Genomic DNA, 22,492 nt, shown 5'->3' on the forward strand with positions numbered 1-22,492 from the left:
CAGGAAAGCATGCTTACCTCGTGACGATCCTTAACGCGCCCTCCCCGCAACCCATCCCGATTGCCGCGCTTCACGCAAGCCACGGCGGCAATTGGCTGCGCGCCGCGAACGCAGAGACAACAGCGGTTTCCAAGGGTGAGGCGATCATGGCGGCGGCAGATACTCCAGTCCTGTTGCTCAATGCGCCGCTGGTGGCGAACCGGTTGGGCTATCCCGACCTTTCCGGCCTCGATCTGCTGGAGCTGTTTGCTTTCGTCTTTCCCGCCTGCTTTTGCGTGCCCACCCCGCGCGGGCTTGCACAGGCCTTGGAATTGCCCGAGCCAGAGGGGGATGAGCATGTCCCCGCCTTCCTGCAACAAGCTGCCGGTGCGTTGTTGGCTGCCTGCGAGGATCCGGAATGGTTTGAACGAGCTGGGTCTTGGAGCGCGCTCCAATCGCTCGAACGTCTGCGCTGGCCATGGGCGCAGGTTTTGAAGCCGCATGTGAAACGGCCTGAGCGTGCAGAGAAATGGCTATTCTCTCGCCTCCCGGAATGGGAGGAAGCGGGTGAACGTGCGCCTCCGCGTCAGGTTGAATTGCCTGCTGAGCAAGTGCTTGGGCAGCTCGACGCTTTGACCGGCGAAGGCGCAGAAAAGCGCGAGGGCCAGCGCGCCTATGCCACTGACGCCGCGCGCATCTTTGCGCCGCGGGACAAGGCAGAGCAGCCGCATGTGGCGCTCGCGCAGGCGGGGACCGGGATCGGCAAGACGCTGGGCTATCTTGCACCCGCCTCGCTTTGGGCAGGAGTCTCTGGCGGCACGGTCTGGGTCTCAACCTTCACCAAGAACCTCCAGCGCCAGTTGCGCTCCGAGAGCCGCCGCGCCTGGCCGTTGAAGCGGCGCGATGGCACGCCGCCGGTGGTGGTGCGCAAGGGGCGGGAGAACTATCTGTGTCTCCTAAATCTGGAGGATGCGCTGCAAGGGGGCTTTGCGGGCCGCCCCGCCATCCTTGCGCAACTGGTTGCGCGCTGGGCGAGCTTCACGCGCGATGGCGATATGATCGGCGGCGACCTGCCTGGTTGGCTCGGGACGCTCTTCCGCAAGCGCGGGATCGCGGCGCTCACCGACCAGCGCGGCGAATGCGTCTATGCCGGCTGCCCGCACTACCGCAAATGCTTCATCGAACGCTCGGCCAGAGACAGCGCGCAGGCCGATTTGGTGATCGCGAATCACGCTCTAGTGATGGTCAATGCTGCGCGCGGGCGCGACCATGCCGCCCGCCCAACCCGCATCATTTTTGACGAGGGCCACCACGTTTTCGAAGCGGCGGACTCAACCTTCGCCGCAACGCTCTCGGGCCAAGAAGCGATTGAGCTCAGGCGCTGGATCGTCGGCCCGGAACGCAAGAACCGAGGGCGCAGGCGTGGGCTCTCCGCGCGCCTCGCAGATGTCGCAAGCTACGATGAAGAGGGCGGCGAAGCCATCGAAGCGGCGAGCGAAGCGGCCAAGGCCCTGCCCGGCGAAGGCTGGCTGCAACGCCTGATCGAAAACGAAGCCTCAGGCCCAATCGAAGGCCTGCTCGCAGCTGTGCGCACCTGCACCTATGCCCGCGATGAGAGTGGTCAGGAGGCAGGCTATGGCATCGAAACCGAGGCGAGCGGATTGCCAGGTGAAGTTATCGAGGCCGCCAACGCTGCAAGCGAGGCTCTGTCCGCAATCCGCACCCCGCTGATCCGGTTGGGAGGCAGGCTTGAGGCGATCATGGCGGACCCGCCCGACTGGCTGGATGGTGCCGGGCGCGCGCGGATCGAAGGCGCCCGGTTCAGCTTGCAGTGGCGGACCGATCTACTGGCGGCGTGGGCCGCTCTGCTCGACCGGCTTGGAGGCCCTGCCGATCCGGAGTTTGTTGACTGGCTCGCCGTCGACCGCTCAGACGCGCGCGAATTTGACGTCGCGATCCACCGCCGCTGGCTCGACCCCATGAAGCCCTTCGCCCGCACGGTGCTGGAGCCCGCGCACGGCGTCATGCTGACCAGCGCAACGCTAACCGACCGGATCGAGGATGAGAGCGCGGCATGGGATAGCGCGATTGCCCGTTCCGGCGCAGCGCATGTAGAAACGCAGCCGCTGCTTTCGTCCGCGCAAAGCCCGTTCGACTACGCGAGCCGCGCCGAAGTTTTGATCGTCACCGACGTTAAGAAGGGCGACCTTCCGGGCTTGGCCGGAGCCTATGCGCGCCTGATCGAAGCCTCAGGCGGAGGAGTGCTCGGCCTGTTCACTGCAATCCGCCGGATGCGGGCCGTGCACGGGCGGATCGCGGACCGTTTGGCGCGTGAGGGCCTGCCGCTGTTCGCGCAGCATGTAGATCCGATTGACACAGGCACTCTGGTCGACATCTTTCGCGATGATCCGCGCGCGAGCTTGCTTGGCACTGATGCCCTTCGCGATGGAGTGGACGTGCCAGGGCGTAGCTTACGCTGCGTGGTCATGGAGGCCGTGCCCTGGCCTCGCCCCGATATCCTCCACAAGGCGCGCCGAGCAGCCTCTGAAAGCGGCGGCAAGTATGACGATCGCATCATCCGCGCACGGCTCGCCCAGGCCTTTGGAAGACTGATCCGGAACAAGGATGATGCAGGCCATTTCGTGGTCCTCTCCGCCGCCTTCCCATCCCGCCTGCTCAGCGCCTTTCCCCAAGGCACTCAGATACGCCGGGTCACTTTGGATGAAGCCTTGAACAGGGTAAGCGAGGGATTGATCGGCGAAGACGCCATCGCTTCCGTTGAAAAGGCTGGAAACTCCGGCGCAAACATCCCAAGTCTTGATCCATGATCGAGGAGTTCAACTATCTCGTCCGCATGATCGCGCTTGGGTCAGGGCTGATGCTTCTGGCGCTGGTGGCTGCCAACGAAGTGCGCCGAGAGGTAAAACTCCCGCTAGTGGGCCTGGTTGTTGGTGCCATTGCTTACCTCGTCAATTCCACACCGCTCACCGCGCCTGAGAGCTTTTTTGATCCATGGGTCGACCTGATCTCTCTTTCGACGCCGTTCTTCATCTGGTTGTTTGCGCGCAATCTGTTTGAGCGAACGCCGGACCGCCGTTTTCTGCTTGGGGCCGCCGCGATGATAGTGATTGGCTGGTTTGCGGCCAACTTCTTGCCCTTCACCCGGCCTGCCGGTTTTTACATCGTGCACATCGTCTCACTCGGCCTGATCGCGGACCTCGTCCGGATCGGTGTCTTTGAGCGGGATGACGATCTGGTCGAACAACGCCGCACCATTCGATTGTGGCTTCCGCTTCTTGTTGCCGCGCAGGCAGCTGCAATCCTCATCTTTGAGATCGCAGAGATGGTTGCCGGGATTGGAGAACGATCTCCTGCCGCGCAGTTGGTCAACTCGTTGTTGTTTATCGTCTTGATGATCTTCGCTGCCATCGCCCTGTTCCGCTCCGATGCCGAACTGCTGGCGAAAACGCAGACACCGAGTGAGGCTGATGAGGAGCCTGAGCCGCTCAAACTATCGCCCGCAGAGCAAGTGCTGCACGACAAGCTTACCGGCGCGATGGTCGAGGGCTTCTACCGCGAATCCGGTCTGACGATAGCGCGGCTCGCTCAGCATCTGGACACGCCCGAACATCGCCTACGCGCGCTCATCAATCGGCGCATGGGATACCGCAATTTCAGCGCCTTTCTAAACCACCATCGCATTTCTGAGGCACGCGAAAAGCTCAGCAGCCGCGATGAAGTGGACCTGCCCGTGCTCACAATCGCGATGGATCTGGGATATAACTCACTTCCCACCTTTAATCGTGCCTTCCGCAGTGAGACCGGAACAACACCCAGCGATTTCAGACGCTTGGCTTTCGAGGAGACCGCGGCGGCCCCGGTCGCAGAGGCTGTTCAAAACTGAAAATAGGCGGTCATTTGCGAAACTGACCGCCATTTTTCAGCGCTGAGAGGATTTGTCCGGCGCCCTCCCCCATTGTCGCATCATCACTTCCGCTTGAAGGGAAACACGATGATGACGGACCCCGCCACCCAGACAACTCTCGCCTACGTGACCGAACGTGTTGGCGAGCATTTCTTCAATGTCTTCTATTTCGATCTTGGACGATACCTGATTGCAGCCGGCGTGATGACAGTCCTGCTGCTCATCTTCAAAGGTTGGGCAAAGGCACGGCGCATTCAGAAGAAGTCAGCAACCCGAGCCGATTACACGCGCGAGATCCTGTCGTCGCTGCGCACCGTGCTAGTGTTTGGGGTGACGACATTGGCGACCGTCATCGGCGTTGAGGCGGGCGTCATCCACATGGAGATCGACAACGCCCCGCTCGTCACAGTGGCATGGCAGTTCGTACTAATAGTGTTGCTGCACGATGCCTATTTCTATTGGATCCACCGCGCGATGCATACGAAGCGTCTGTTCAAGGCTACGCACCTTCATCACCATAAGTCACGGACGCCAACGCCGTGGACTGCCTATAGCTTCTCATCCTGGGAGGCGGCGGCAGAGGCGGCTTTTGTGCCCGTCTTCCTGCTTGTGACAAGCGCCTTGGGTATCGCCTTTGCAGCGATGGCGATGTTCCTTTTCCTGTGGCACATGATCATCCGCAATGTGATGGCGCATACGGGCCACGAGCTTTTCCCGGCAGGTTGGCTGGATGTGCCGGTGCTCAAGTGGATCAGCACCACCACGCATCACGACCTGCACCACTCCTCGGGCCACAATTTCGGGTTCTACTTCACATGGTGGGACAAGTGGATGGGCACCGAACACCCGCGCTATGCTGAAGAGTTCAATGCCAATGCCAAACCGCTGCGCGTACCCTCCATCCCGCGGCGCGCTGCTGAGCGAATGAGCGTGATGATGGCCGCAATGCTTGCCGCTGCTGTCACTCTCAATGGCTGGCTGACCGCCATGGGCGCGAACGTGATTTGAGGCCCCACACCCCCGATTGACCCGCTGCCATCCTCAAGACGGGTCAACTGCGGCAGTCTCTAGAGCGCTCTCCCCAGAATGGCGCTTGGAGGCTGCCGCACTCACATTCAAGACTTGCGCCCCATGCGCCATCGCCTACACAGCAGGGCACGGAACCTTATTAGAGCGGTGGGATCAGCAAACTTGGCGAAAATCTTGGGTCTCTTGCGACATGCGAAGTCGGATTGGGGCGATGGCGCCGAGCGAGACTTCGACCGCGGCCTGAATGATCGAGGACGCCAAGGAGCTCAGCTGATTGGCGACCACATCCGTGCCCAGGGTATTGAGTGGGACAAAGTGATCGCCAGCCCTGCGACGCGGGTGAAGCAGACACTTGCTTCCGCGATCCCCGAAATGCCGGTGACCTTTGACGAAAAGCTTTATCTGGCCAGCCCCGACACGATCATGGATGTCATCGCGGCGCATGGCGACGATGATGCGGATGAGACGATCCTGATCGCCGGGCACAATCCGGGCTTGCAGGAAATGGTGCTGGAGCTTGTCTCCCCCTCAGACGAGAACACGCTGTTCCGCGACGCCGTGGTGAAGTTCCCTACCGCGACCTTTGCTGTGCTCACATGTGATGTCGAGAATTGGTCGAGGCTCAAGAAGTTTTGCGCCAAGCTGACGCACTTCACAAGGCCGCGCGATCTTGATGCGGAGCTGGGGCCAGAAGAGCTTTAGCCTTCAAGCACCTGCCTTGGCCCTGGCCCTTGCTCTCCCAATCGATCATCGGGATTGTAGATCGCGCATTTCTTGAGGCTCAGACAGCCACAGCCAATACACCCGTCGAGCCGATCACGCGTCCGTTCAAGTTCAGCGATCCGCGCGTCGATGCGGGCGCGGATGCTCACGCTGATTGTGCGCCAATCACGCGCGGTTGGGGTTCGTCCGTGAGGCAGCCCGCTCATAACGTCGTCGATTTCGGAGAGGCTCAATCCAAGCTGCTGCGCGATCAGGATGAAACTCAACCGGCGGATGTCGGAGCGCAGGAAACGCCGCTGATTGCCGCTGGTGCGGACTGGTTCGATCAGCTTTTTGTCTTCGTAAAAGCGGATTGCCGAGACCGACAGGCCGGTGCGGCGGGCCATTTCGCCGATGGGGATGAGGTCTTTTGAGGAGAGTTTGTTCATGAAGTACATCCGTGTAGCAAATAATTAGCTTGATCTCAAGTTAGGTTGAGGTTGCATTGATAGTGGTGTCAGACGGGATGGTGATTCGCAAACGCGAGTTTGTTCCATCGCCCAACGCGATTTTCTTCAATCGCCCAACGCGATTTTCCTCCATCGCCCGTCGCCCTGAAACGCGAAGGACACCGCCATGCCAAACGCCATGATCGAACACGCCAACCTCTCCGTCACCCGCCCGGATCGCAGTGCGGAGCTGTTCAAGCAGCTTTGCGGATGGGAGGAGCGCTGGCGCGGACAAGCACAAAAGGGCGGCGACACGATCCATGTTGGCGCGCCCAATAATGGCGGCACCTACCTCGCGCTGTACACCAGTGACACCGTCAAAGGCGGCTATTCCAAAGGCCAGCCGCTCAACCATATCGGCCTCCTCGTTGATGATCTCGCCGCGGCCGAAAAGGTCGTCATCGCTGCCGGGCTCAAGCCGTTCGGACACGATGATTACGATCCGGGCCGCCGGTTCTACTTCTACGACTGGGACGGGATCGAGTTTGAGATCGTCACCTATGACGGGGTCAAAATCGGAGACGCATCATGATGGAGCCCATGCCGCGCGAGCCAATGTTCGCCCTCATTCCTGCGCGCAAGATGCAATCCATGTTCGAACCTCCCAAGGATGAGGCTCAGAGCAAGTCCTTCTGCACCGGAGCACCGCGCACCCCCGAACGAGACCATGCCTGGTCGGTGCGATCGATCCTGATGTCGCCGTTCCACGCTGTGCAAAGGCTCTTTGCATCCTCCGGCGACCCTGACACCCACCCTTCATAGTCCTGAGGCCCGAGAAGCACCGGCATGCGGTTGTGGACGTCCTCAGCCGCAGAGCCGGCGCTGTCGGTCATCACCATCGAGTAGCAAGCGCCGAATTCGTCGCTCTGCCGCCACACGCCTGCCGCAGCGAACAGTTCGGTATCGGGCAGTGATAGCCAGGTGCGGGTCTTGGAACCCTTTGCCCCTTGCGCCTCGGCCCATGCGCTAAGCGGGATCAGGCAGCGGCGCTCCTCGAAGGAATACTTCCAGAAGAACCCGTCGAGCTTGTCGGTCCGCGCATTGTTGACTGGCTTCGGCTTCAAGGGCTGGCCGTTCTTGCCCTTCAGGACAAGCGGGAAGCCCCAACTCATCGAGCGCACCGCGCCCTCTGCAACGACCAGTCCGGGATAGCCGGGATAGACCTCCTCGCCGAAATTGGCCCCGCCTTGAGCGGCAATGGCGTCGAACCATCCTGCGACCTCGTCGACATTCTTGGTCATTCGGTACAGATTACACATCAGGTCGCTCCGGCGTTTCCAACAACGAAGCAAGCCATCGCCATCAGCGCCCCGGCCCAGCGGTTCGAACGAAAGCGCTCAAGCGGATTGTCGGGATCAGACGGATCAAGCGTCGCAACCTGCCACACCAGATGGAGCGCCACCGGAAGCAACGCCAACAGCGCAAAAATGTCCGGACGGAACATCCAGATCGCTAGGGCCCACAAGCCAATCGTTGCAGCATAGAAGCCTGCAACGCCCGCCTGCACGCGTTTGCCCATGCGCAGCGCCGAGCTTTTGATCCCAACCAGCGCATCGTCCTCACGATCCTGCAGCGCGTAGATCGTATCGTATCCGATGACCCAGCAGATGCAGCCCGCATAGAGCGCGGCAAGCACCTCCCAATTGTCGAACCTCAGCTGCGTCCAACCAACCAGCACGCCCCAGTTAAACACCATCCCCAGCCACGCCTGCGGCCACCAGGTGATGCGCTTCATAAACGGATAGGCCGCGACCAGAGCGAGGCTGGCGAGCGCGACAATCTGGGCTTGCCAACGCAATTGCAGCAGCACGACCAAACCGATCAGGCAGAGGAACAACAGCCAACCCCAAGCCACCTTCTTGCTCACCCGCCCGCTTGCGACGGGGCGCAGGGCGGTTCGCTCAACCTGCTTGTCCAGATCGGCATCGACAATGTCGTTATAGACACAGCCCGCCCCGCGCATCGCAATCGCGCCAAGCAGTAGCCAGCCGAGCAAAGCGAACTGAGGCCCCGCCCCGGCAAGCCAAACGCCAAAGACGCAGGGCCAGAACAGCAGCCACCAGCCAATCGGCCGGTCAAACCGCGCCAATTGCGCGAGATCGCGGGGAAGCTGCGGCAGGCGCGCGACGATGGCCCCAGAGATGGTGGTGTGCTCGCTATCGGGGACGACGTTGTCGGTCATGTCGGCTCATTAGCCCACCTCGTCATTCCCGCGAAGGCGGGAATCCAGCTTTTCTTCCGACTATGCGTAAAAAGAAGCTGGATCCCCGCCTTCGCGGGGATGACGGTTCAGCTCAACCTATGTACGGCGCTTCCATGCCCGCTACACCGTCCCCTCGAACCCCGGCCTGGCCTCCGAAAAGCGCGCCGCGTCTGTTTGTCGAAGACGAGCTGGGCGAAGGTCGGACCTTCGCGCTCGATGGCAACCATGCGCATTATCTCGGCAAGGTGATGCGCGTCTCCACCGGCGACACCGTGATTCTGTGCGACAATGTGACCGGCGAATGGGCGGCACGGGTGGGCGCGGTCGAGAAACGCCGCGTCGATGTCACCGTCGTTGAGCGCCTGCGCCCTCGCGAGGAGGTGCCCGACCTTTGGCTCTGCCCCGCTTTGCTCAAGAAAGACCGTTTCGACCTTGTGCTGGAAAAAGCGACCGAACTGGGCGCGGCGCGAATCCAACCTGTCATCACCCGCCGCTGTGTCGCGGACAAGCTCAACCTCGCTCGCGCGGCTACGCTCACCATCGAAGCCGCCGAGCAATGCGCGCGCACCGCTCTGCCGGAGCTGACAGAGCCGGTGAAGCTCGACGCGCTGCTGCGCGAATGGCCAAAGGGACGCGCGCTGTTCTTCGCGGACGAGGAAGGCGGGGAACCTGCTGCGGCGGCGTTTTCGGCTCATCATGGCCCCGCCGCGATCCTGATCGGGCCGGAAGGCGGCTTTGACGATGCCGAGCGCGCTGCCATTCGCGCGCATCCGCAGGCACGCGCCATCTCGCTCGGCCCCCGCATCTTGCGCGGGGAAACCGCAGCGATTGCAGCGCTTTCGATTTGGATGGCCGGGGCCGGAGACTGGTAGGGCGATTGGTCGAGAACAGAATAGCTTCGTCGACAAATAGGCAAATTGGCCTTCCCTCAAAGCCATTGGTTTTCTAGGGCCTCCCGAACAGTAAGGGGCCACCTATGAGCACCAGAGAAGCTTCCAGTGCCGACGAACCGATCATCGAGAGCCTTGATGATCTGACAGCTCCAATGCGCAGCGGTGAGAAGCCCAAGGCGGATTGGCGCATCGGGACCGAGCATGAGAAGCTGGTCTATAAGCGCTTGGATGCCGGTGGCGACCGACGCGCCCCGTCCTATGACGAGCCTTGCGGTATCCGCGATCTGCTGATGGGCCTCACCAAATTTGGGTGGGAGCCGATTGAGGAAAACGGAAACGTCATCGCCCTTAAGGGCAAGGATGGGGCCGTTAGTCTGGAACCGGCTGGCCAGCTCGAATTGTCCGGCGCGCCGCTCGAAACCTTGCACGAGACCTGCAACGAGACCGGACGTCATCTGGCTCAGGTCAAGGAAATCGGCGAGAAATGCGGCGTCGGCTATCTTGGCCTTGGCATGTGGCCCGACAAGACCCGTGAAGAGCTGCCCGTGATGCCCAAGGGGCGCTATGGGATCATGATGAACCACATGCCGAAAGTCGGCAATCTGGGTCTCGACATGATGCTGCGGACCTGCACGATCCAAGTCAATCTCGACTATTCGTCAGAGGCTGACATGGTGAAGAAGTTCCGCGTAGGCCTGGCGCTGCAACCTTTGGCGACGGCTCTGTTTGCGAACTCGCCCTTCACGGAAGGCAAGCCCAACGGCTATCTCTCCTACCGCAGCCACATCTGGTCGGACACCGATCCGCACCGCACCGGCATGCTGCCTTTCGTGTTCGAGGATGGCTTTGGCTATGAACGCTGGGCTGAGTACATGCTGGACGTGCCGATGTACTTCGTCTTCCGCGACGGCAAATATATCGACGCGGCGGGCTTGTCCTTCCGCGACTTTATGGAGGGCAAGCTGTCCGTGTTGCCCGGAGAGCGTCCCACGGCGAGTGATTGGTGGGATCACCTCTCCACTGCCTTCCCGGAGGTTCGCCTCAAAAGCTTCCTCGAAATGCGCGGCGCGGATGGTGGGGCGTGGAGCCGCATCTGCGCTCTGCCCGCTTTCTGGGTGGGCTTGCTCTATGACCAAGGCTCGCTCGATGCCGCGTGGGAGCTGGTCAAGGACTGGTCGATGGAGGAGCGCGAGCAACTCCGCAATGACGCGCCCAAGCTGGGCCTTGATGCGAAAGTGCCCGGCCTTGGCACGATGCAGGATCTGGGCCGCGAAGTGCTCGATATCGCGCATAGGGGCTTGGCTGCACGCGGCAAACTGAATGTCAGCGGCGACAACGAAACCGGCTATCTCGAAACGCTCGACGAGATTGTCAGCAGCGGCAAGGTTCCGGCACAACGCCTGCTCGACGCCTATCACAACGAATGGAACGGCGATGTCGGCGAGGTTTACCGCCAGTCGTTTTGAGGTCTGCTCGGCTTACTCAGCCGGCTCCCGACCCGCATTCACAGGCTCATGACCGTCTGAGGCCCTTGTGGCTGACGCTCCAGTCAGGCGGCTGATAATCGCGCGCTTCATCCGGGCAAGCGGCGCGGTGATCAGGCCGTGCGCCTCCATCCAGTCATAATATTCGCGGTATTTGGGGTCTTCGGACAGCAGATGCGCTTCCTCCGTCCGGGCGCGCCAGTAATAGATCGCGTTGACGACAAGAAGGAAGAAGGTGTTGCGGACCGCGTCCACGGCAGAGCCGCTCGTGACCAGAAACGGCATGACAGAGCACCACCAGAACAGGTTCTTCGACAGGTAAGCCGGATGGCGCGTGAAGCGATACGGGCCGTTGGTCAGCACGCCGCGATAGGTGAGGTTGGAGAAGCGGATGCCGAACACCACGGTGGCCCAGGCATAGATCGCGGTCAGGAAAACCAGCCACGCGGCCCATGCCCACAGCAAGGCAGGCTGATTGGCCATCCAAAAGCCCCAGCCCTCGACATTGCTCTCATAGCTCAGGATTTGCCCGCCATTGCCGATGATCCCCCACACGAAAGGTGGGTAGCACAGCAGCGCGGCAAGCCAGCCCGCAACGAACGGGTTGCCTGATCGGATATGCGCATCCAGCGGCCGCATGGTGAAGAGATAGCCAACCGTCCCAATCTGCACGTCCACAACGAACAGCAGCGTGATCAGCAGCATGCCGATCTCAAACGGATTGTTCAGGATTTGCTCCGGCGTCGCTTCGACCACAAAGGCAAAACCGCCCGGCAGAATGGAGATCATGAAAGCGCCGAAGAAGGCCTTGATGATCCATGCGCGCCAGTGCTTTTTGACCTGATCCAGGTCCACGCCGCCTTCGATCTGGTGGCCGCGTCCTGTAATCATCGCGCCGAAATGCCAGGTGCTGTCATGCGGCTCGACCATGTGGCGGTCGAGCCAGATGATGTAGGGCACGGCGAGCACGATCATCGGCAGAATGGCGGCGCCCAACACCTCCATCGCGAACAGGTACTGCCCGTCCCAATACCACCGCCCGAGGCAATAGAGCCCGGCGATGATCGCCCAAGTGGCCCACAGACCGACAATTTTGACGCAGGAGATCGGGAGCACCTCCTCAACACTGCGCTTCAAGCTCCAGTCGAGACCGGTGGAGGGGCGCAGATGCACCTTGTCGACCAGCAGCGACCAAATCGCCATGGGTCCGGCGGTGAACAGCATCGCGGTGAGCGCGGCGTAAGGTCCTGAGAGGACGGGATATCCGCTCCCCAGTCCCACAGCTTCAGCAAGGGTAGGAAAGGTGCGGCAGAACAAAATCCACAGCATTAGGCCCAGCAGGCCGGCAAGGCCCACGCCCGATGATACATCGCTTTTTGGCAAGCTCAGCGGCTTGTCCGAAGATCGCTCTTGAGCGGTCGAGAGAGAATGCGCGTCCATTACCCCCAAGCGCTTAGCGCCAAAGGGTTAATTCTCCGCGCACTCTATGGCCCGCGTTCCGCAAAGGCACGCAAGCAGCGCAAAGGTTAATGCGCTCGGTTAGACCCCAAGGGGGGCAGCAGGACGAGACCTCTCGGGCCAAGTCCATTCACCCGGCCGGTAAGGCCCCGAGGCGGGTAAAGCCCGCCCGGCTGGTAAAGCCTCAGCGCCAGGCGTGGATGGTGCCGGAATCGTCGAGAATATAGAGCGTGTTGTCGGCAACCACCGGCGGCAGGCTGACCGGCGCATCAAGCTCGGCGAAAAGCTGGGCTGAGCCTTCGCCTGCGCTCAGTTTCCAGACTTCTCCGCGAGAGGACGCCACCCACAGCTGGCCGCCTGCCAGAACGGGGCCGGTCCAGAAGATCGGGTCTTCGCGCTTTTCCTCTTTGCGGAACTGTTGCAGCTGCGTGATCCAGCGGATGCGGCCGGTTGAACGGGCAATCGCCAGCAGGCGCGCATCATCGGTCAGAGTGAAAATCCACTCACCCGCAATCGCCGGGGTGGAGATACCTGCGAGGTTCAGCTCCCAAATGCGTTGCCCGGTGACCAGCTCGTAAGCGGCCATCCGGCCACCTTGGCCCAGAGCATAGACGCGGCCTGAATCGATGATCGGATCAGCGTCAATATCGGTGAGAGAGCTCACGCGGGTCGAGATGTTGGTGCGTGCCAGAGCGTCGGCCCAAAGCGTGCGGCCATTCTCATAACGGTAGGCGGAAAGCTCACCGGAGGAATAGCCCGCGATTACCGTGCCCTGCCCCGCTGCCGGAGCGGCAACCCCAAACACGCCCGATTGCGCGCTGGAGCCGGACTCGTTCCAGAGGATGTCGCCATCCTGTGCATCCAGCGCCAAGATCTGGTTGTCCTGCGACATCACATAGACCTGGCCAAAGGCAAGGGTCGGAGAGCCGCGCAACGGACCTGCGGGGCGCACATTCCAGACAACCTCACCCGTTTCAGCATTCAGTGCCTTGGCATCGCCTGCGCCGTTGGTGGCATAGACTCGGCCAGCATCAAAGCTGACCCCGCCACCAAAGGCGGATGGACGCATATCATCGTCCATGTCGCTCGCATCGAGCTCCCATACGCGTGCGCCGGTGTCCTTGTTGAAAGCATGGATGACGCCATCAGAGCCGACCGCAAAAAGCTTGCCTGCGCCAATCACGGGCGCCGCGGCAAGGCGTTCGCGCTCGCTCGACCCGGCGATGCGAGTGGTCCAGATTTTGCTTGGGTTCTCAGCCAGAGCGAGGTGGCCGTAGGACTTGCTTGCCGAGCCGCCAACCTGTGCCCATTCCGGGTTCGCCGCAGCGGGCGGAAGGACGACTGATACGGTGGCCAAGCTGGGATCGACCGTCGCGCCGTTCTGGATCACTGAGAGGATCGGCGTGCGGTTGCCGACAGTGGGCGTTTCCTTGGGATCGCCGCCAAACAGCCCGCCGGAACAGCCCGTCATCGTGACAGCCATCGCGGCCAGGATCCCGGCCGAAGCCCATGGTTTTGTGATACGTTTCATAGGTCCGTCCAACTTCTTATCCCTCACCCAGTGGCACGCGCAATGCGCGGATCAGCGCCCCGCAGGACCCGGCTGTGCCACTCCAATTTCTTCGAGCAATGCGTCCACGTCTTCAATCGCATCAACGCCCAGCAAGCCCGCCATCTGCCGCGCCCGTTCACGCAAAGTGTCAGGCACTTGTTCATCCGTTGCGAGCTGGCTGAAAAGCACGCCCGCTGCCTCCCGGTTACCGGCTTCCAGATGCGCGATCGCGGTCAGTTCACCCGCGCTTCCGAAAAAGGCGTTTCCGGGCACCGCCAAGTCTTTGAGCTTCGCGATGACGTCAGCCGGTTCGCTATCGTCAAAGGTAATCGAAACTTCGCGGATCAGAGCGAGATCACGCAACGGCTGCGGAGCGTCAGGATCGGCCACAATCGCCGCGTAAATCTCTACCGCCTTGGCGGGCTCTTCCTGTTCCAGCGCCACAGCGGCCTGAATCATCCGCGCCATAGTGCGTGCGCCGTCAGAGCCCTCTTCGATCAGCGGCGCGGTCTTTTCCTCGACCCCGGCAAAATCGCCCGCTTCGACCGAATCGAGTGCGCTGATGATCTGCTCTGACTGCGCTTCTAGCTTGGCTTCATTGGTGGAATCGTACCACCAATAGCCGAACATGCCGATCAGCAGCAGGCTGAGCGCAATGCCTAGCGTGACGCCATATTTCTCAAGGAATTCCTGAGCGTCGTCCTTGCGCACCGCCTCATCAATTTCGCGCATAAGGATTTCATCCTCGCGCGATGGGGCTGCGGGTTCGTCGCTGGGAGTGTCTTTATCAGTCGGAGTGCGCGCCACGGGGCGGGAGATCCTTTGGTCAGTTGCTCGTCAAGTTAGCGCAAGCCTTTAAGCAGCGCAGGCGCGGTGCGCAATGCCGCATGCACCTGCCCTCAACCACTGCGTTTGAACGCAGGGTTAAGATGGTGGGGGTTTTGAACTCCCCAACGCCCCAAAATACAGCTCGCGATAGGCGGTTATCATTTGCGCTTCGTCGAATTCGCCGCGCGCTTTTTCGCGGTTGGCTTTGCCGAGTTTTGCACGCAGCTTGGGTGCCTCGGCTAGTTCAAACAGCATCGAGCCCAAGGCTTCAGCGTTGTTGCTGTCGGCGATATAGGGCACGTTCGCCTCCGACACGATCGCCTTCACATCGCCCACATCGGGCGCGGCGACGGGGAGGCCAGCGGCCATTGCTTCGACTACGGAGAGCGGAAACTGCTCGCTGTCTGATGAGAGCGCGAAGATGTCGAACTGGCCAATCACTTTGGCCGGGTCAGCGATATTGCCGGGCAGGTGGACGCGGTGGGCGACTTCTAACCGCTCAGCCGCCGCGCGGATCGCCTCTTTCTCCGGCCCTTCCCCCAGAATCACGAGGTGCCAGCTTTCATCGAGGTCAATGAAAGCCTCCACCAGACGCGGCAACTGCTTGACCGGGCGCAGGCCAGCGAGCGTCCCCACCCAATTCTCGCCCACGCGTTTGAGCAGCCGCATGGCCTGGGGATCGGGAGATTTGGCGAAGCGTTTTGTGTCGATGCCGTTGGGAATGCGTTTGAGCTGAGAGGGCGGGCGCTTCCACTTATCAAGCGCAATTTTTTCAAGCACTTGACTTGGCACCACCACAGCATGGGCAGTGTCCAGAGCCATGGCCCGATACCAATTGCGGCGCGGTTTCAGCTCGCTTGCCTCATCCTCGTTAAAGCCATCCTCGTGATGGATCAGCGGGGGCAGATCGTAGATGAAGCTGAAGGCCATATGCGCCATCACCACATCCATCGCGCCCCAATTGTAGGTCAGGACGAGGTCGTATTGCATCAGCTCCTTGGCAATCGCATGGAGCCTCCCCGGCGATGGCAGGCCAGTGAGTTTTGGGAAGTCGGTGGGAAAGCGGACCCGCAGGCCCCGGTCGAGCAGCGCCTTCGCGCCCAGCTCTTCTGGTTCTCCAGAGACCACCGTGTGGTGCAGCTCCGCGCCAAAGGCGTTCATCAACCGCGCTGATCGGACCTCCTTGCCGCCAGCCGCGAAGGTCGAGTGGCAGTGTAGGACGCGGGGAATACCAGTCTTCGTCGTCATATCCGGACGTGCTTTCAGACCTTGGCGAGCAGCGCGTCGATGGCGGCCCGCGCCTCAGGCTCATCCAGAGTGGGCGCATGGCCGACACGCGGGACCGTAACGCTGGTCATCGCCGGGTTGCGCACACCCATCTGCGCGACCGTCGCCTCGGTGAGCAAATCGGACAACTCCCCGCGCAACAGCACCATCGGCACGTTGCGCAAAGCTTCGAAGGCGAGCCACAGATTGGCAGGCGCTGCCCCGCCCGGCTCCTTGAACGGCTCAGCAATCGCCATGTCATAGTCATAGCTGATCCGCCCGTTCTGGCAGACAGTGAGATTGCGCTTCGTCATCTCCAGCCACTGGTCGAGATCCCAGTCGGGAAAGGCCTCTCCGTGCACCGATTGCAGCGACTTGGCCGCGTGCATCCATGTCGGATAGGATTTGCCCTGCCCGACATAGGTGCTGATCCGCTCAATCCCAGCAGGGTCAATCTCAGGCCCGATATCGTTCATCACCAGAGCCACGATCCGCCCCGGTTTTGCTGCCGCCATCATCATCGTCATCAGCCCGCCCATCGACGTGCCGATCGAGATAAATCGCTCAATCCCCAGCTCACCGAGCAGCTTCTCGACATCCTCGACATATTGGACCGGGTTGTAAGTGGAGCTATCGGGCGCATAGTCGCTCTGCCCGCGCCCCCGCATATCGGGGACAATCACGCGGCGGGTTTTTGCGACGTGCTCGGCCAGTTCAGCAAAATCGCGCGAATTGCGGGTGAGGCCGTGCAGGCACAGAACCGGTGGTCCATCATAGCCCGCAGGTCCCGCATAATCGCGGTAATAGAGCGAGAGGCCGTCCGCGCTCTCCCAGGTTTTCTCATCGTAGGCGTCAGCCATAGTGTCTCGCGTCGTATTCGTAGGAGGAGAGCGCTTGCGCCCCCGCTTGCTTGGCCCCACTATCGCTGGATGAGCGATGAACCGCAAGCAGCCATCTACACCCCCGACACCGCAATTGAAGAGCTGGCCAGCTGGCTGGGTTCTCCGGTGGAGGCCGCAGACTTCCCGCAAACGCAGGTGCGCTTCCGCAATGACCGCGCGGCGGCTGAAGTAGGGCTAGCGGGGCTGGATGATGGCGATTGGGCCAAGCATTTTGGCCGGTTTGAGCCGCTTGAGGGCAATCTCCCCCGGCCGCTCGCACTCAAATATCACGGCCACCAATTCCGCGTGTACAATCCCGAGATCGGCGACGGACGCGGGTTTTTGTTTGCGCAGATGCGGGACAATGCGGGGCGGCTGATGGACCTTGGCACCAAGGGTTCTGGCACCACGCCTTACTCCCGCGCTGGCGACGGGCGGCTGACGCTGAAAGGCGGGGTGCGGGAGATCCTCGCGACCGAGATGCTGGAGGCGCTGGGCGTCAACACTTCGCGCACCTTCTCAATCATCGAGACGGGCGAGAAACTGATGCGCGACGATGAGCCTTCGCCCACGCGCTCTGCCGTGATGGTGCGGCTGTCGCACTCGCATATCCGCATCGGGACCTTTCAACGCCTGCTCGCGATTGAGGACGCAGACGCGATGGAAGCGCTGGTCGCCTACTGCCTCAAACATTTCCCCGGCCCGCCCCCGCCAGAGGACGCTCCGGGCCGCGATGAACCTGCGATCCAGTTGATGCACAATGTGGTGGAGCGTATGGCGGACCTCGCCGCAAGCTACATGGTCGCAGGCTTCGTCCACGGCGTGCTCAACACCGACAATATGAATGTGACGGGGGAAAGCTTCGACTACGGCCCCTGGCGCTTCCTGCCCAAATGGGAGCCGGGCTTCACCGCCGCCTATTTCGACCACCAAGGCCTCTACGCCTTTGGTCGCCAGCCTGAGGCTCTGCACTGGAACAGCGGGCAGTTTGCGGTCGCCTTGCGCTTGCTGGCGGACACCGAGCCTCTGGTGGCAGCGCTCGAACGGTTCGGGCCGCTCTACATGGAGGCGATTGCCCGGCGCTGGTGCTGGCGGATGGGGATCGAACCGCGCGGACTGGAAGAGGACTCACAACTGGTCAGCGCCTGCGAGAAAGCCATGCGCGACAGCGGCGCCCAACCCGACGCCTTCTTCTTTGCGCATCGCGGCGGACGCGGCGCTGACGGCGAACTGGGCGAGCTGCTCAGCGCTTACACGCCGGTCGAAAGCTCTCACGATTATTGGTCGGACGACGCGCCGCAAAGCATGGTCATCGACGAGGTCGAAGCAATCTGGTCAGCGATTGATGAGCGCGATGATTGGCAGCCCTTGAAGGACAAGGTTGCGGCTCTGCGGCGAATGGGTGAGGCGCACGGCTCTGCTCCCAAACCCGCCGGTCATGCTTGATTAGCCCTCGGGCTGCGCCTCAATCATCTGTTGTGGCTGGATATCAATGCCGAGCAATTTCCAACGGCCCTGCTCCCACTGATAATAGGCGTCAAAGCCAATCGAGATCGGGCGCAGCTGAAACACGCCGCGCACGCGGAACGCGTCGGCGCTGACCATTTGCGGGGCTTCGTAATAGGTCGGCGGGACAAGCAGCGCGTTGGACAGATCAATGTTCATATTGCGCAGGCCAGAGAAAATCTCGGTCAGGCGCGCAGGGTTGAAATTGACCTGAAAGCTTTGCGCAGAAATGTCGCGCAGAACTGAATAATTGCCCGACTGGTTCGCATGATCGACCGCCGCGATAGTCGACCACAGCATCTTGGACAATTCCAATTGCGAAGGGGTCGGACGCACGGATGGCGGCGGCTGTACGGTCGGTTGCTGCTGCGCCTGAGCCTGAGGCGCGGCTTGCTGTGCCAGAGCCGCATCGGGAAGTGCAGCAGGGCTGAGCGCAGCCACAGCGGCAAACAGAGCTGAAAAACGAAATGCCGGGGCACTGGGCCCCGGCATCGCGAAATTGTTGGTCATCAAAGTCATGACCGGATGTTTAACGGCTTACCAAGCAACTTGGAAGCCACCACGTGCACCGATTTCACCGCTGTCGAAGCCGACACCGACGCCTGCCGAAACAGAGGCGTTTTCAGAGACGCGTGCGGTGACAGCCATCGAGCCTGCACCTTGGTCTTCGAAGTAACCAACGCCGCCCGACAGAGCGAAGTTCGTGCCAGATGGAAGCGCGGGGCTTTCCATCGACAGTGCCATGGCGACACCTTCGTTTGCACGGCTGATCGCGTCACGGTTGGCCGCGGTCTCACCGAACAGAGTGTTGATCTGGCCGGTTTGCGTCGTGGTCAGCGTTTGCAGAGCAGCGATCGAGCCGGTGTTGGCAGCAACCGCAGTTTCGTTGGCGGTGATACGCGTATCAAAGCCACCGACCAGTGCGTTGTTGTTGGTGATTGCTGCGGTGTTCGCGAGGATCGCCGCTTCGTTGGCAGTGACGCGCGTGTCGACACCGGCGATGGCCGTTGCGTTCGCATCGATACCGGTTTGCAGAGCTGTCGTCGCAGCGGTCAGCTCAGCATCGGTGGCGAGATCGTCAACCGATACGCCCTGACCCAGAGTGCCCGAACCGTCGACCGTGGCGAGGAAAACATCGCCGGTCTGTGCTGCGGTGCTTGCTGCAATGTCACCAACTGTGACTGAGCTGCCTGCGCCGCCAAGGACGATCTGTTGAGCACGGGTCGTCACTGCGCCCGGACCAATAGCGACCGAGTTGGCGAAGGCCGCATTGGCTTCGGTGCCCAGAGCCACTGCGCGGGTTGCGCTTGCCACTGAGTCGGTGCCGATAGCGATCGCGTTGTTGCCCGATGCTGTTGCGCGGAAACCGTAAGCCGAGGCGAAGACGCCACTTGCTTCGGATTCAAAGCCAACCGCCAGCGCAACCGGCCCGGTTGCCTCTGCGTCACCACCAATCGCGATGTTGCCGACTTCCGTTGCGATCGCACCAGTGCCGTCGCCATCTTGGTCCGCACCGATTGCGATGCCGCTTTCATCAAGAGCCGATGCAGCAAAACCGATGGCAACCGCGCCGAAGCCTGCCGAGTTGGCTTGCTCACCCACGGCGGTCGAGGCAAAGCCACTTGCCGTTGCGAGGTGACCGATAGCGTGTGCCCGCTCAGCCGAAGCCACTGCGCGCCAACCGAAAGCGGTTGCACCCGGACCCGATGCGAGGGATTCGCCGCCGACCGCGGTGGTTGAGTTGCCCAGCGCCTGCGCGCCGGTGTCAGCGTCGTCACCACCGATGGCGAGAGCGTCAATGCCGTCTGCTACCGAGTTGTTACCGATTGCGATTGCGGATTCGTCCGATGCGGCGCTGTCGCGGCCCACGGCAATAGAGTCGCGAGCGCTTGCAACGGCGCGCGTACCGAAGGCCGACGATGCAAAGCCGGTCGAGGACGATTCAAAACCAACAGCGGTTGCTGCGAGGCCGTTTGCAAACGCGTCACCGCCAATCGCTACGTCACCCGGACCACCGGCAACCGCGCCTTGGCCGTTGCCGTCTTGGTCGCCGCCAATGGCGATGGAGTTCTCATCAGCTGCAATAGCGGTGAAACCGATGGCAATCGCGCTGAAGCCGTTGGCACTCGCCGATGCGCCCAGCGCGGTCGAGCCAAAGCCGTTTGCAACGGCAGAGCTACCCACAGCGGTGTCGCTGCCGCTGGTTGCTTCTGCATCCGTACCAACAGCGGTTGAATCGCCGCCATCAGCTTCTGCGCCGTCGCCGCAAGCGAGGTCGTCAGCCGCGCCAGCGGTTGCGCCGCCGGTCACGCCCGGATCGAGCAAGCAGACATCCTGCGCCGCTGCGGGGGCAGCTGCACCGAACGCACCGATTGCAGCCAAAGTTGCGCCCGAGACCGAGAGGCCTAGCGCTGCGAGTTTAGTCTTCGAAAAAGCCATGTGACAATTCCCCTGTCATCGGCACGTCAGGGGTCGACGCGCCTTAAAAAATAGCTCAGCGATCAAAACAGGGAGGGCGTAAGAACACCGACAAGATCACGAGAATGCGACCCGCCCCCGGTTTGTTCGCCGACTGCATACGCAATCCACACGCGGAGGGAAAGTCGATTTTGGTAAGTTTAACCAAACCTATTTACTCTATGATTCCCAGAAACGCGCCATTACCGAGGCGGACGCTGAGACCCTCTTGGCATTTGCGGAGTAAGATTTGGCGGCCTAACGGGCTAAAATGTGCGCGAAACTGCGCAATGGTTAAAGAGACCTGCGCGATGACGCGAGAGAGAGTGAGCTAAGAGTTTGAGCGATACAGAACTGATCTCTTTTTCCCCCAGCACTGGTGAACAGGTGTGGGCTGGGCCGCATAGCGATGTCGCCAAGGCTGTGAGCCGCTCGCGCCGCGCATGGCCGGCATGGGCAGCGCAGGCCGTTGGCCACCGTGTCGAAGTCGCGCGCCGCTTCGCCAACGAAGTGCGCGCCGATGCGGAAAAGCTCGCTGAGCTGATCGCGAAAGAAGCAGGCAAGCCCCTGTGGGAGGCCAAGACCGAAGTCGAAGGCGTCATCAACAAGGTCGAGATTTCAGTCCAGGCCTATGCTGAGCGGACGGGTAAGAAAAAGCTCGACAGCGCGCTGCAAGGCACAGCGGCCCTGCGTCACAAGCCGCACGGCGTAATGGCCGTGATCGGCCCGTACAATTTCCCAGCTCACCTGCCCAATGGCCACATGGTCCCAGCGATCATCGCGGGCAACACAGTGATCCTAAAGCCTTCGGAGAAAACCCCGGCAGTCGCGCTTGCCTTACTGGAGTGCTGGTCGCGCTGCGGAGTGCCCGACGATGTCGTGCAGGTCGTCATTGGCGGGGTTGAGGAAGGCAAGCAGCTTGTCGCCCATCCCGGTGTCGACGGCGTGCTGTTCACCGGCTCGGCTCAGGCAGGCATAGCGATCAACCGCAAGCTCGCCGCCAATCCGGGCAAGATCGTCGCGCTGGAGATGGGCGGTAACAATCCGCTTGTCGTGCTCGATACGCCCAAGCTTCAAGATGCGGCGGCGATTATCGTGCAGAGCGCCTTCACCACCGCCGGACAGCGCTGCACGGCCGCGCGCCGTCTGGTGGTCAAGGACAGCATCTATGACGAGCTTATGGAGCACCTGCTGCCGTTGACTAAGAACTTGGTTGTCGGCGACCCACTCGGCGATCCGCAGCCTTTCATGGGGCCGGTGATCGACAATGAGACAGCTGACCAACTGAACGATTCCTTCGTCGCCCTGCTGACCGCAGGGGGTAAAGCGCTGCTGCACATGCGCCGGCCAGAGGCGGATAAACCCTTCCTTACCCCCGGCATTATCGACACCACCGATATTGAGGACCGCCCCGATGTCGAGCTGTTCGGACCCATTCTGCAAGTGATCCGCGTCGATGATCTCGACACCGCCATCGCAGAGGCGAACAACACCCGCTTTGGCCTCTCAGCGTCCCTGATCGGAGGTTCGCCAGAGGATTATGCGAGGTTCTGGGCCAATGTTCGCGCAGGCATCATCAACTGGAACCGCCCTACCAATGGTGCGTCCTCCTCCGCTCCGTTTGGAGGGATTGGCCTGTCCGGCAACCATCGCCCAGCGGCTTACTACGCCGCCGACTATTGCGCTTATCCGGTTGCAAGCACGGAGATGAACCAGCCACGCGCGGAAATCACCGTGGGGCTGAAGGAAGAGATGAAGAAGAAGGTCGAGGATTAGGAGGCGCCACTGGCCCCTCGCGTGGCCCATCACTTGGACCATCG

The 22,492-nt window shown here is 61.5% G+C and carries 19 protein-coding genes; 9 read left to right on the forward strand and 10 right to left on the reverse strand.

Annotation, left to right across the window (positions count from 1 at the left end; translation table 11 throughout):
- The first annotated feature begins 146 nt into the window (after window positions 1–146).
- From AC0V6X_RS08115 to AC0V6X_RS08130, 4 genes are all read left to right on the forward strand, one after another.
- Complete coding sequence (locus AC0V6X_RS08115) at window positions 147–2,807, forward strand: ATP-dependent DNA helicase (protein WP_486185541.1); 2,661 nt, start codon at window positions 147–149, stop codon at window positions 2,805–2,807.
- Window positions 2,804–3,883, forward strand: a complete 1,080-nt coding sequence (locus AC0V6X_RS08120) for an AraC family transcriptional regulator (protein WP_486184064.1) — start codon at window positions 2,804–2,806, stop codon at window positions 3,881–3,883. Before AC0V6X_RS08115 ends, AC0V6X_RS08120 begins: the two co-directional genes overlap by 4 nt.
- Before the next feature lie 111 nt (window positions 3,884–3,994).
- Entirely contained in the window at window positions 3,995–4,912 is a 918-nt protein-coding gene (locus AC0V6X_RS08125; protein ID WP_486184065.1) for a sterol desaturase family protein, read from the forward strand.
- 183 nt (window positions 4,913–5,095) lie between these two features.
- Window positions 5,096–5,635: a SixA phosphatase family protein gene (locus tag AC0V6X_RS08130; protein WP_486184066.1), complete on the forward strand. Its 540-nt coding sequence runs from the start codon at window positions 5,096–5,098 to the stop codon at window positions 5,633–5,635.
- Here the strand turns inward: AC0V6X_RS08130 and soxR are convergent.
- Window positions 5,632–6,084 (reverse strand): redox-sensitive transcriptional activator SoxR, encoded by a 453-nt coding sequence (gene soxR, locus AC0V6X_RS08135; protein ID WP_486184067.1) that lies wholly within the window; start codon window positions 6,082–6,084, stop codon window positions 5,632–5,634. The genes AC0V6X_RS08130 and soxR overlap by 4 nt on opposite strands.
- A 187-nt stretch (window positions 6,085–6,271) precedes the next feature.
- Between soxR and AC0V6X_RS08140 the strand changes: the two genes are divergently transcribed.
- Complete coding sequence (locus AC0V6X_RS08140) at window positions 6,272–6,676, forward strand: VOC family protein (protein ID WP_486184068.1); 405 nt, start codon at window positions 6,272–6,274, stop codon at window positions 6,674–6,676.
- Between the two features lie 85 nt (window positions 6,677–6,761).
- Here the strand turns inward: AC0V6X_RS08140 and AC0V6X_RS08145 are convergent, their stop codons facing one another.
- Complete coding sequence (locus tag AC0V6X_RS08145) at window positions 6,762–7,403, reverse strand: SOS response-associated peptidase (RefSeq protein ID WP_486184069.1); 642 nt, start codon at window positions 7,401–7,403, stop codon at window positions 6,762–6,764.
- Entirely contained in the window at window positions 7,403–8,326 is a 924-nt protein-coding gene (gene ubiA, locus AC0V6X_RS08150; protein ID WP_486184070.1) for a 4-hydroxybenzoate octaprenyltransferase, read from the reverse strand. Before ubiA ends, AC0V6X_RS08145 begins: the two co-directional genes overlap by 1 nt.
- Window positions 8,327–8,460: 134 nt before the next feature.
- Here ubiA and AC0V6X_RS08155 point away from each other — a divergent pair, with 134 nt between their 5' ends.
- Window positions 8,461–9,219, forward strand: coding sequence for a 16S rRNA (uracil(1498)-N(3))-methyltransferase (locus AC0V6X_RS08155; RefSeq protein ID WP_486184071.1), 759 nt, complete (start codon window positions 8,461–8,463; stop codon window positions 9,217–9,219).
- 104 nt (window positions 9,220–9,323) lie between these two features.
- The gene (locus tag AC0V6X_RS08160; RefSeq protein WP_486184072.1) at window positions 9,324–10,706 is read left to right on the forward strand and encodes a glutamate--cysteine ligase; all 1,383 of its coding nucleotides are present in this window, start codon (window positions 9,324–9,326) and stop codon (window positions 10,704–10,706) included.
- A 12-nt stretch (window positions 10,707–10,718) separates the two neighbouring features.
- Here AC0V6X_RS08160 and AC0V6X_RS08165 read toward each other — a convergent pair whose 3' ends face one another.
- From AC0V6X_RS08165 to AC0V6X_RS08185, 5 genes are all read right to left on the reverse strand, one after another.
- Window positions 10,719–12,164 carry a methyltransferase family protein gene (locus AC0V6X_RS08165; protein WP_486184073.1) on the reverse strand — a complete coding sequence of 482 codons (1,446 nt, stop codon included), beginning with the start codon at window positions 12,162–12,164 and terminating at the stop codon, window positions 10,719–10,721.
- A 202-nt stretch (window positions 12,165–12,366) separates the two neighbouring features.
- A complete protein-coding gene (locus AC0V6X_RS08170; protein ID WP_486184074.1) occupies window positions 12,367–13,713 on the reverse strand; it encodes an outer membrane protein assembly factor BamB family protein in 1,347 nt (448 codons plus the stop codon).
- Window positions 13,714–13,764: 51 nt separating this feature from the next.
- The gene (locus tag AC0V6X_RS08175; protein ID WP_486184075.1) at window positions 13,765–14,541 is read right to left on the reverse strand and encodes a tetratricopeptide repeat protein; all 777 of its coding nucleotides are present in this window, start codon (window positions 14,539–14,541) and stop codon (window positions 13,765–13,767) included.
- A gap of 117 nt (window positions 14,542–14,658) precedes the next feature.
- Window positions 14,659–15,810 (reverse strand): glycosyltransferase, encoded by a 1,152-nt coding sequence (locus AC0V6X_RS08180; protein ID WP_486184076.1) that lies wholly within the window; start codon window positions 15,808–15,810, stop codon window positions 14,659–14,661.
- 14 nt (window positions 15,811–15,824) lie between these two features.
- Window positions 15,825–16,688: an alpha/beta fold hydrolase gene (locus tag AC0V6X_RS08185; protein ID WP_486184077.1), complete on the reverse strand. Its 864-nt coding sequence runs from the start codon at window positions 16,686–16,688 to the stop codon at window positions 15,825–15,827.
- A 69-nt stretch (window positions 16,689–16,757) separates the two neighbouring features.
- On the opposite strand from AC0V6X_RS08185, the gene AC0V6X_RS08190 reads away from it, so the two are divergent.
- Window positions 16,758–18,155 carry a protein adenylyltransferase SelO family protein gene (locus tag AC0V6X_RS08190; protein WP_486184078.1) on the forward strand — a complete coding sequence of 466 codons (1,398 nt, stop codon included), beginning with the start codon at window positions 16,758–16,760 and terminating at the stop codon, window positions 18,153–18,155.
- Here AC0V6X_RS08190 and AC0V6X_RS08195 read toward each other — a convergent pair whose 3' ends face one another.
- Complete coding sequence (locus tag AC0V6X_RS08195) at window positions 18,156–18,734, reverse strand: hypothetical protein (protein WP_486184079.1); 579 nt, start codon at window positions 18,732–18,734, stop codon at window positions 18,156–18,158.
- An 18-nt stretch (window positions 18,735–18,752) separates the two neighbouring features.
- Window positions 18,753–20,654 carry a YadA-like family protein gene (locus tag AC0V6X_RS08200; protein WP_486184080.1) on the reverse strand — a complete coding sequence of 634 codons (1,902 nt, stop codon included), beginning with the start codon at window positions 20,652–20,654 and terminating at the stop codon, window positions 18,753–18,755.
- A 357-nt stretch (window positions 20,655–21,011) separates the two neighbouring features.
- Here AC0V6X_RS08200 and astD point away from each other — a divergent pair, with 357 nt between their 5' ends.
- A complete protein-coding gene (gene astD, locus AC0V6X_RS08205; protein WP_486184081.1) occupies window positions 21,012–22,448 on the forward strand; it encodes a succinylglutamate-semialdehyde dehydrogenase in 1,437 nt (478 codons plus the stop codon).
- Window positions 22,449–22,492: the final 44 nt, after the last annotated feature.

The sequence above is a fragment of the Erythrobacter sp. S267 genome, assembly GCF_057365045.1.

What these genes read in the sequence shown, in the direction of transcription:
- AC0V6X_RS08115 (WP_486185541.1), top strand. Translation starts at nt 147, where the DNA reads ATGGCGGCGGCAGATACTCCAGTCCTGTTGCTCAATGCGCCGCTGGTG.
- AC0V6X_RS08120 (WP_486184064.1), top strand. Translation starts at nt 2,804, where the DNA reads ATGATCGAGGAGTTCAACTATCTCGTCCGCATGATCGCGCTTGGGTCA.
- AC0V6X_RS08125 (WP_486184065.1), top strand. Translation starts at nt 3,995, where the DNA reads ATGACGGACCCCGCCACCCAGACAACTCTCGCCTACGTGACCGAACGT.
- soxR (WP_486184067.1), bottom strand. Translation starts at nt 6,084, where the DNA reads ATGAACAAACTCTCCTCAAAAGACCTCATCCCCATCGGCGAAATGGCC.
- AC0V6X_RS08140 (WP_486184068.1), top strand. Translation starts at nt 6,272, where the DNA reads ATGCCAAACGCCATGATCGAACACGCCAACCTCTCCGTCACCCGCCCG.
- AC0V6X_RS08145 (WP_486184069.1), bottom strand. Translation starts at nt 7,403, where the DNA reads ATGTGTAATCTGTACCGAATGACCAAGAATGTCGACGAGGTCGCAGGA.
- ubiA (WP_486184070.1), bottom strand. Translation starts at nt 8,326, where the DNA reads ATGACCGACAACGTCGTCCCCGATAGCGAGCACACCACCATCTCTGGG.
- AC0V6X_RS08155 (WP_486184071.1), top strand. Translation starts at nt 8,461, where the DNA reads ATGCCCGCTACACCGTCCCCTCGAACCCCGGCCTGGCCTCCGAAAAGC.
- AC0V6X_RS08160 (WP_486184072.1), top strand. Translation starts at nt 9,324, where the DNA reads ATGAGCACCAGAGAAGCTTCCAGTGCCGACGAACCGATCATCGAGAGC.
- AC0V6X_RS08165 (WP_486184073.1), bottom strand. Translation starts at nt 12,164, where the DNA reads ATGGACGCGCATTCTCTCTCGACCGCTCAAGAGCGATCTTCGGACAAG.
- AC0V6X_RS08170 (WP_486184074.1), bottom strand. Translation starts at nt 13,713, where the DNA reads ATGAAACGTATCACAAAACCATGGGCTTCGGCCGGGATCCTGGCCGCG.
- AC0V6X_RS08180 (WP_486184076.1), bottom strand. Translation starts at nt 15,810, where the DNA reads ATGACGACGAAGACTGGTATTCCCCGCGTCCTACACTGCCACTCGACC.
- AC0V6X_RS08185 (WP_486184077.1), bottom strand. Translation starts at nt 16,688, where the DNA reads ATGGCTGACGCCTACGATGAGAAAACCTGGGAGAGCGCGGACGGCCTC.
- AC0V6X_RS08190 (WP_486184078.1), top strand. Translation starts at nt 16,758, where the DNA reads ATGAGCGATGAACCGCAAGCAGCCATCTACACCCCCGACACCGCAATT.
- AC0V6X_RS08195 (WP_486184079.1), bottom strand. Translation starts at nt 18,734, where the DNA reads ATGACTTTGATGACCAACAATTTCGCGATGCCGGGGCCCAGTGCCCCG.
- AC0V6X_RS08200 (WP_486184080.1), bottom strand. Translation starts at nt 20,654, where the DNA reads ATGGCTTTTTCGAAGACTAAACTCGCAGCGCTAGGCCTCTCGGTCTCG.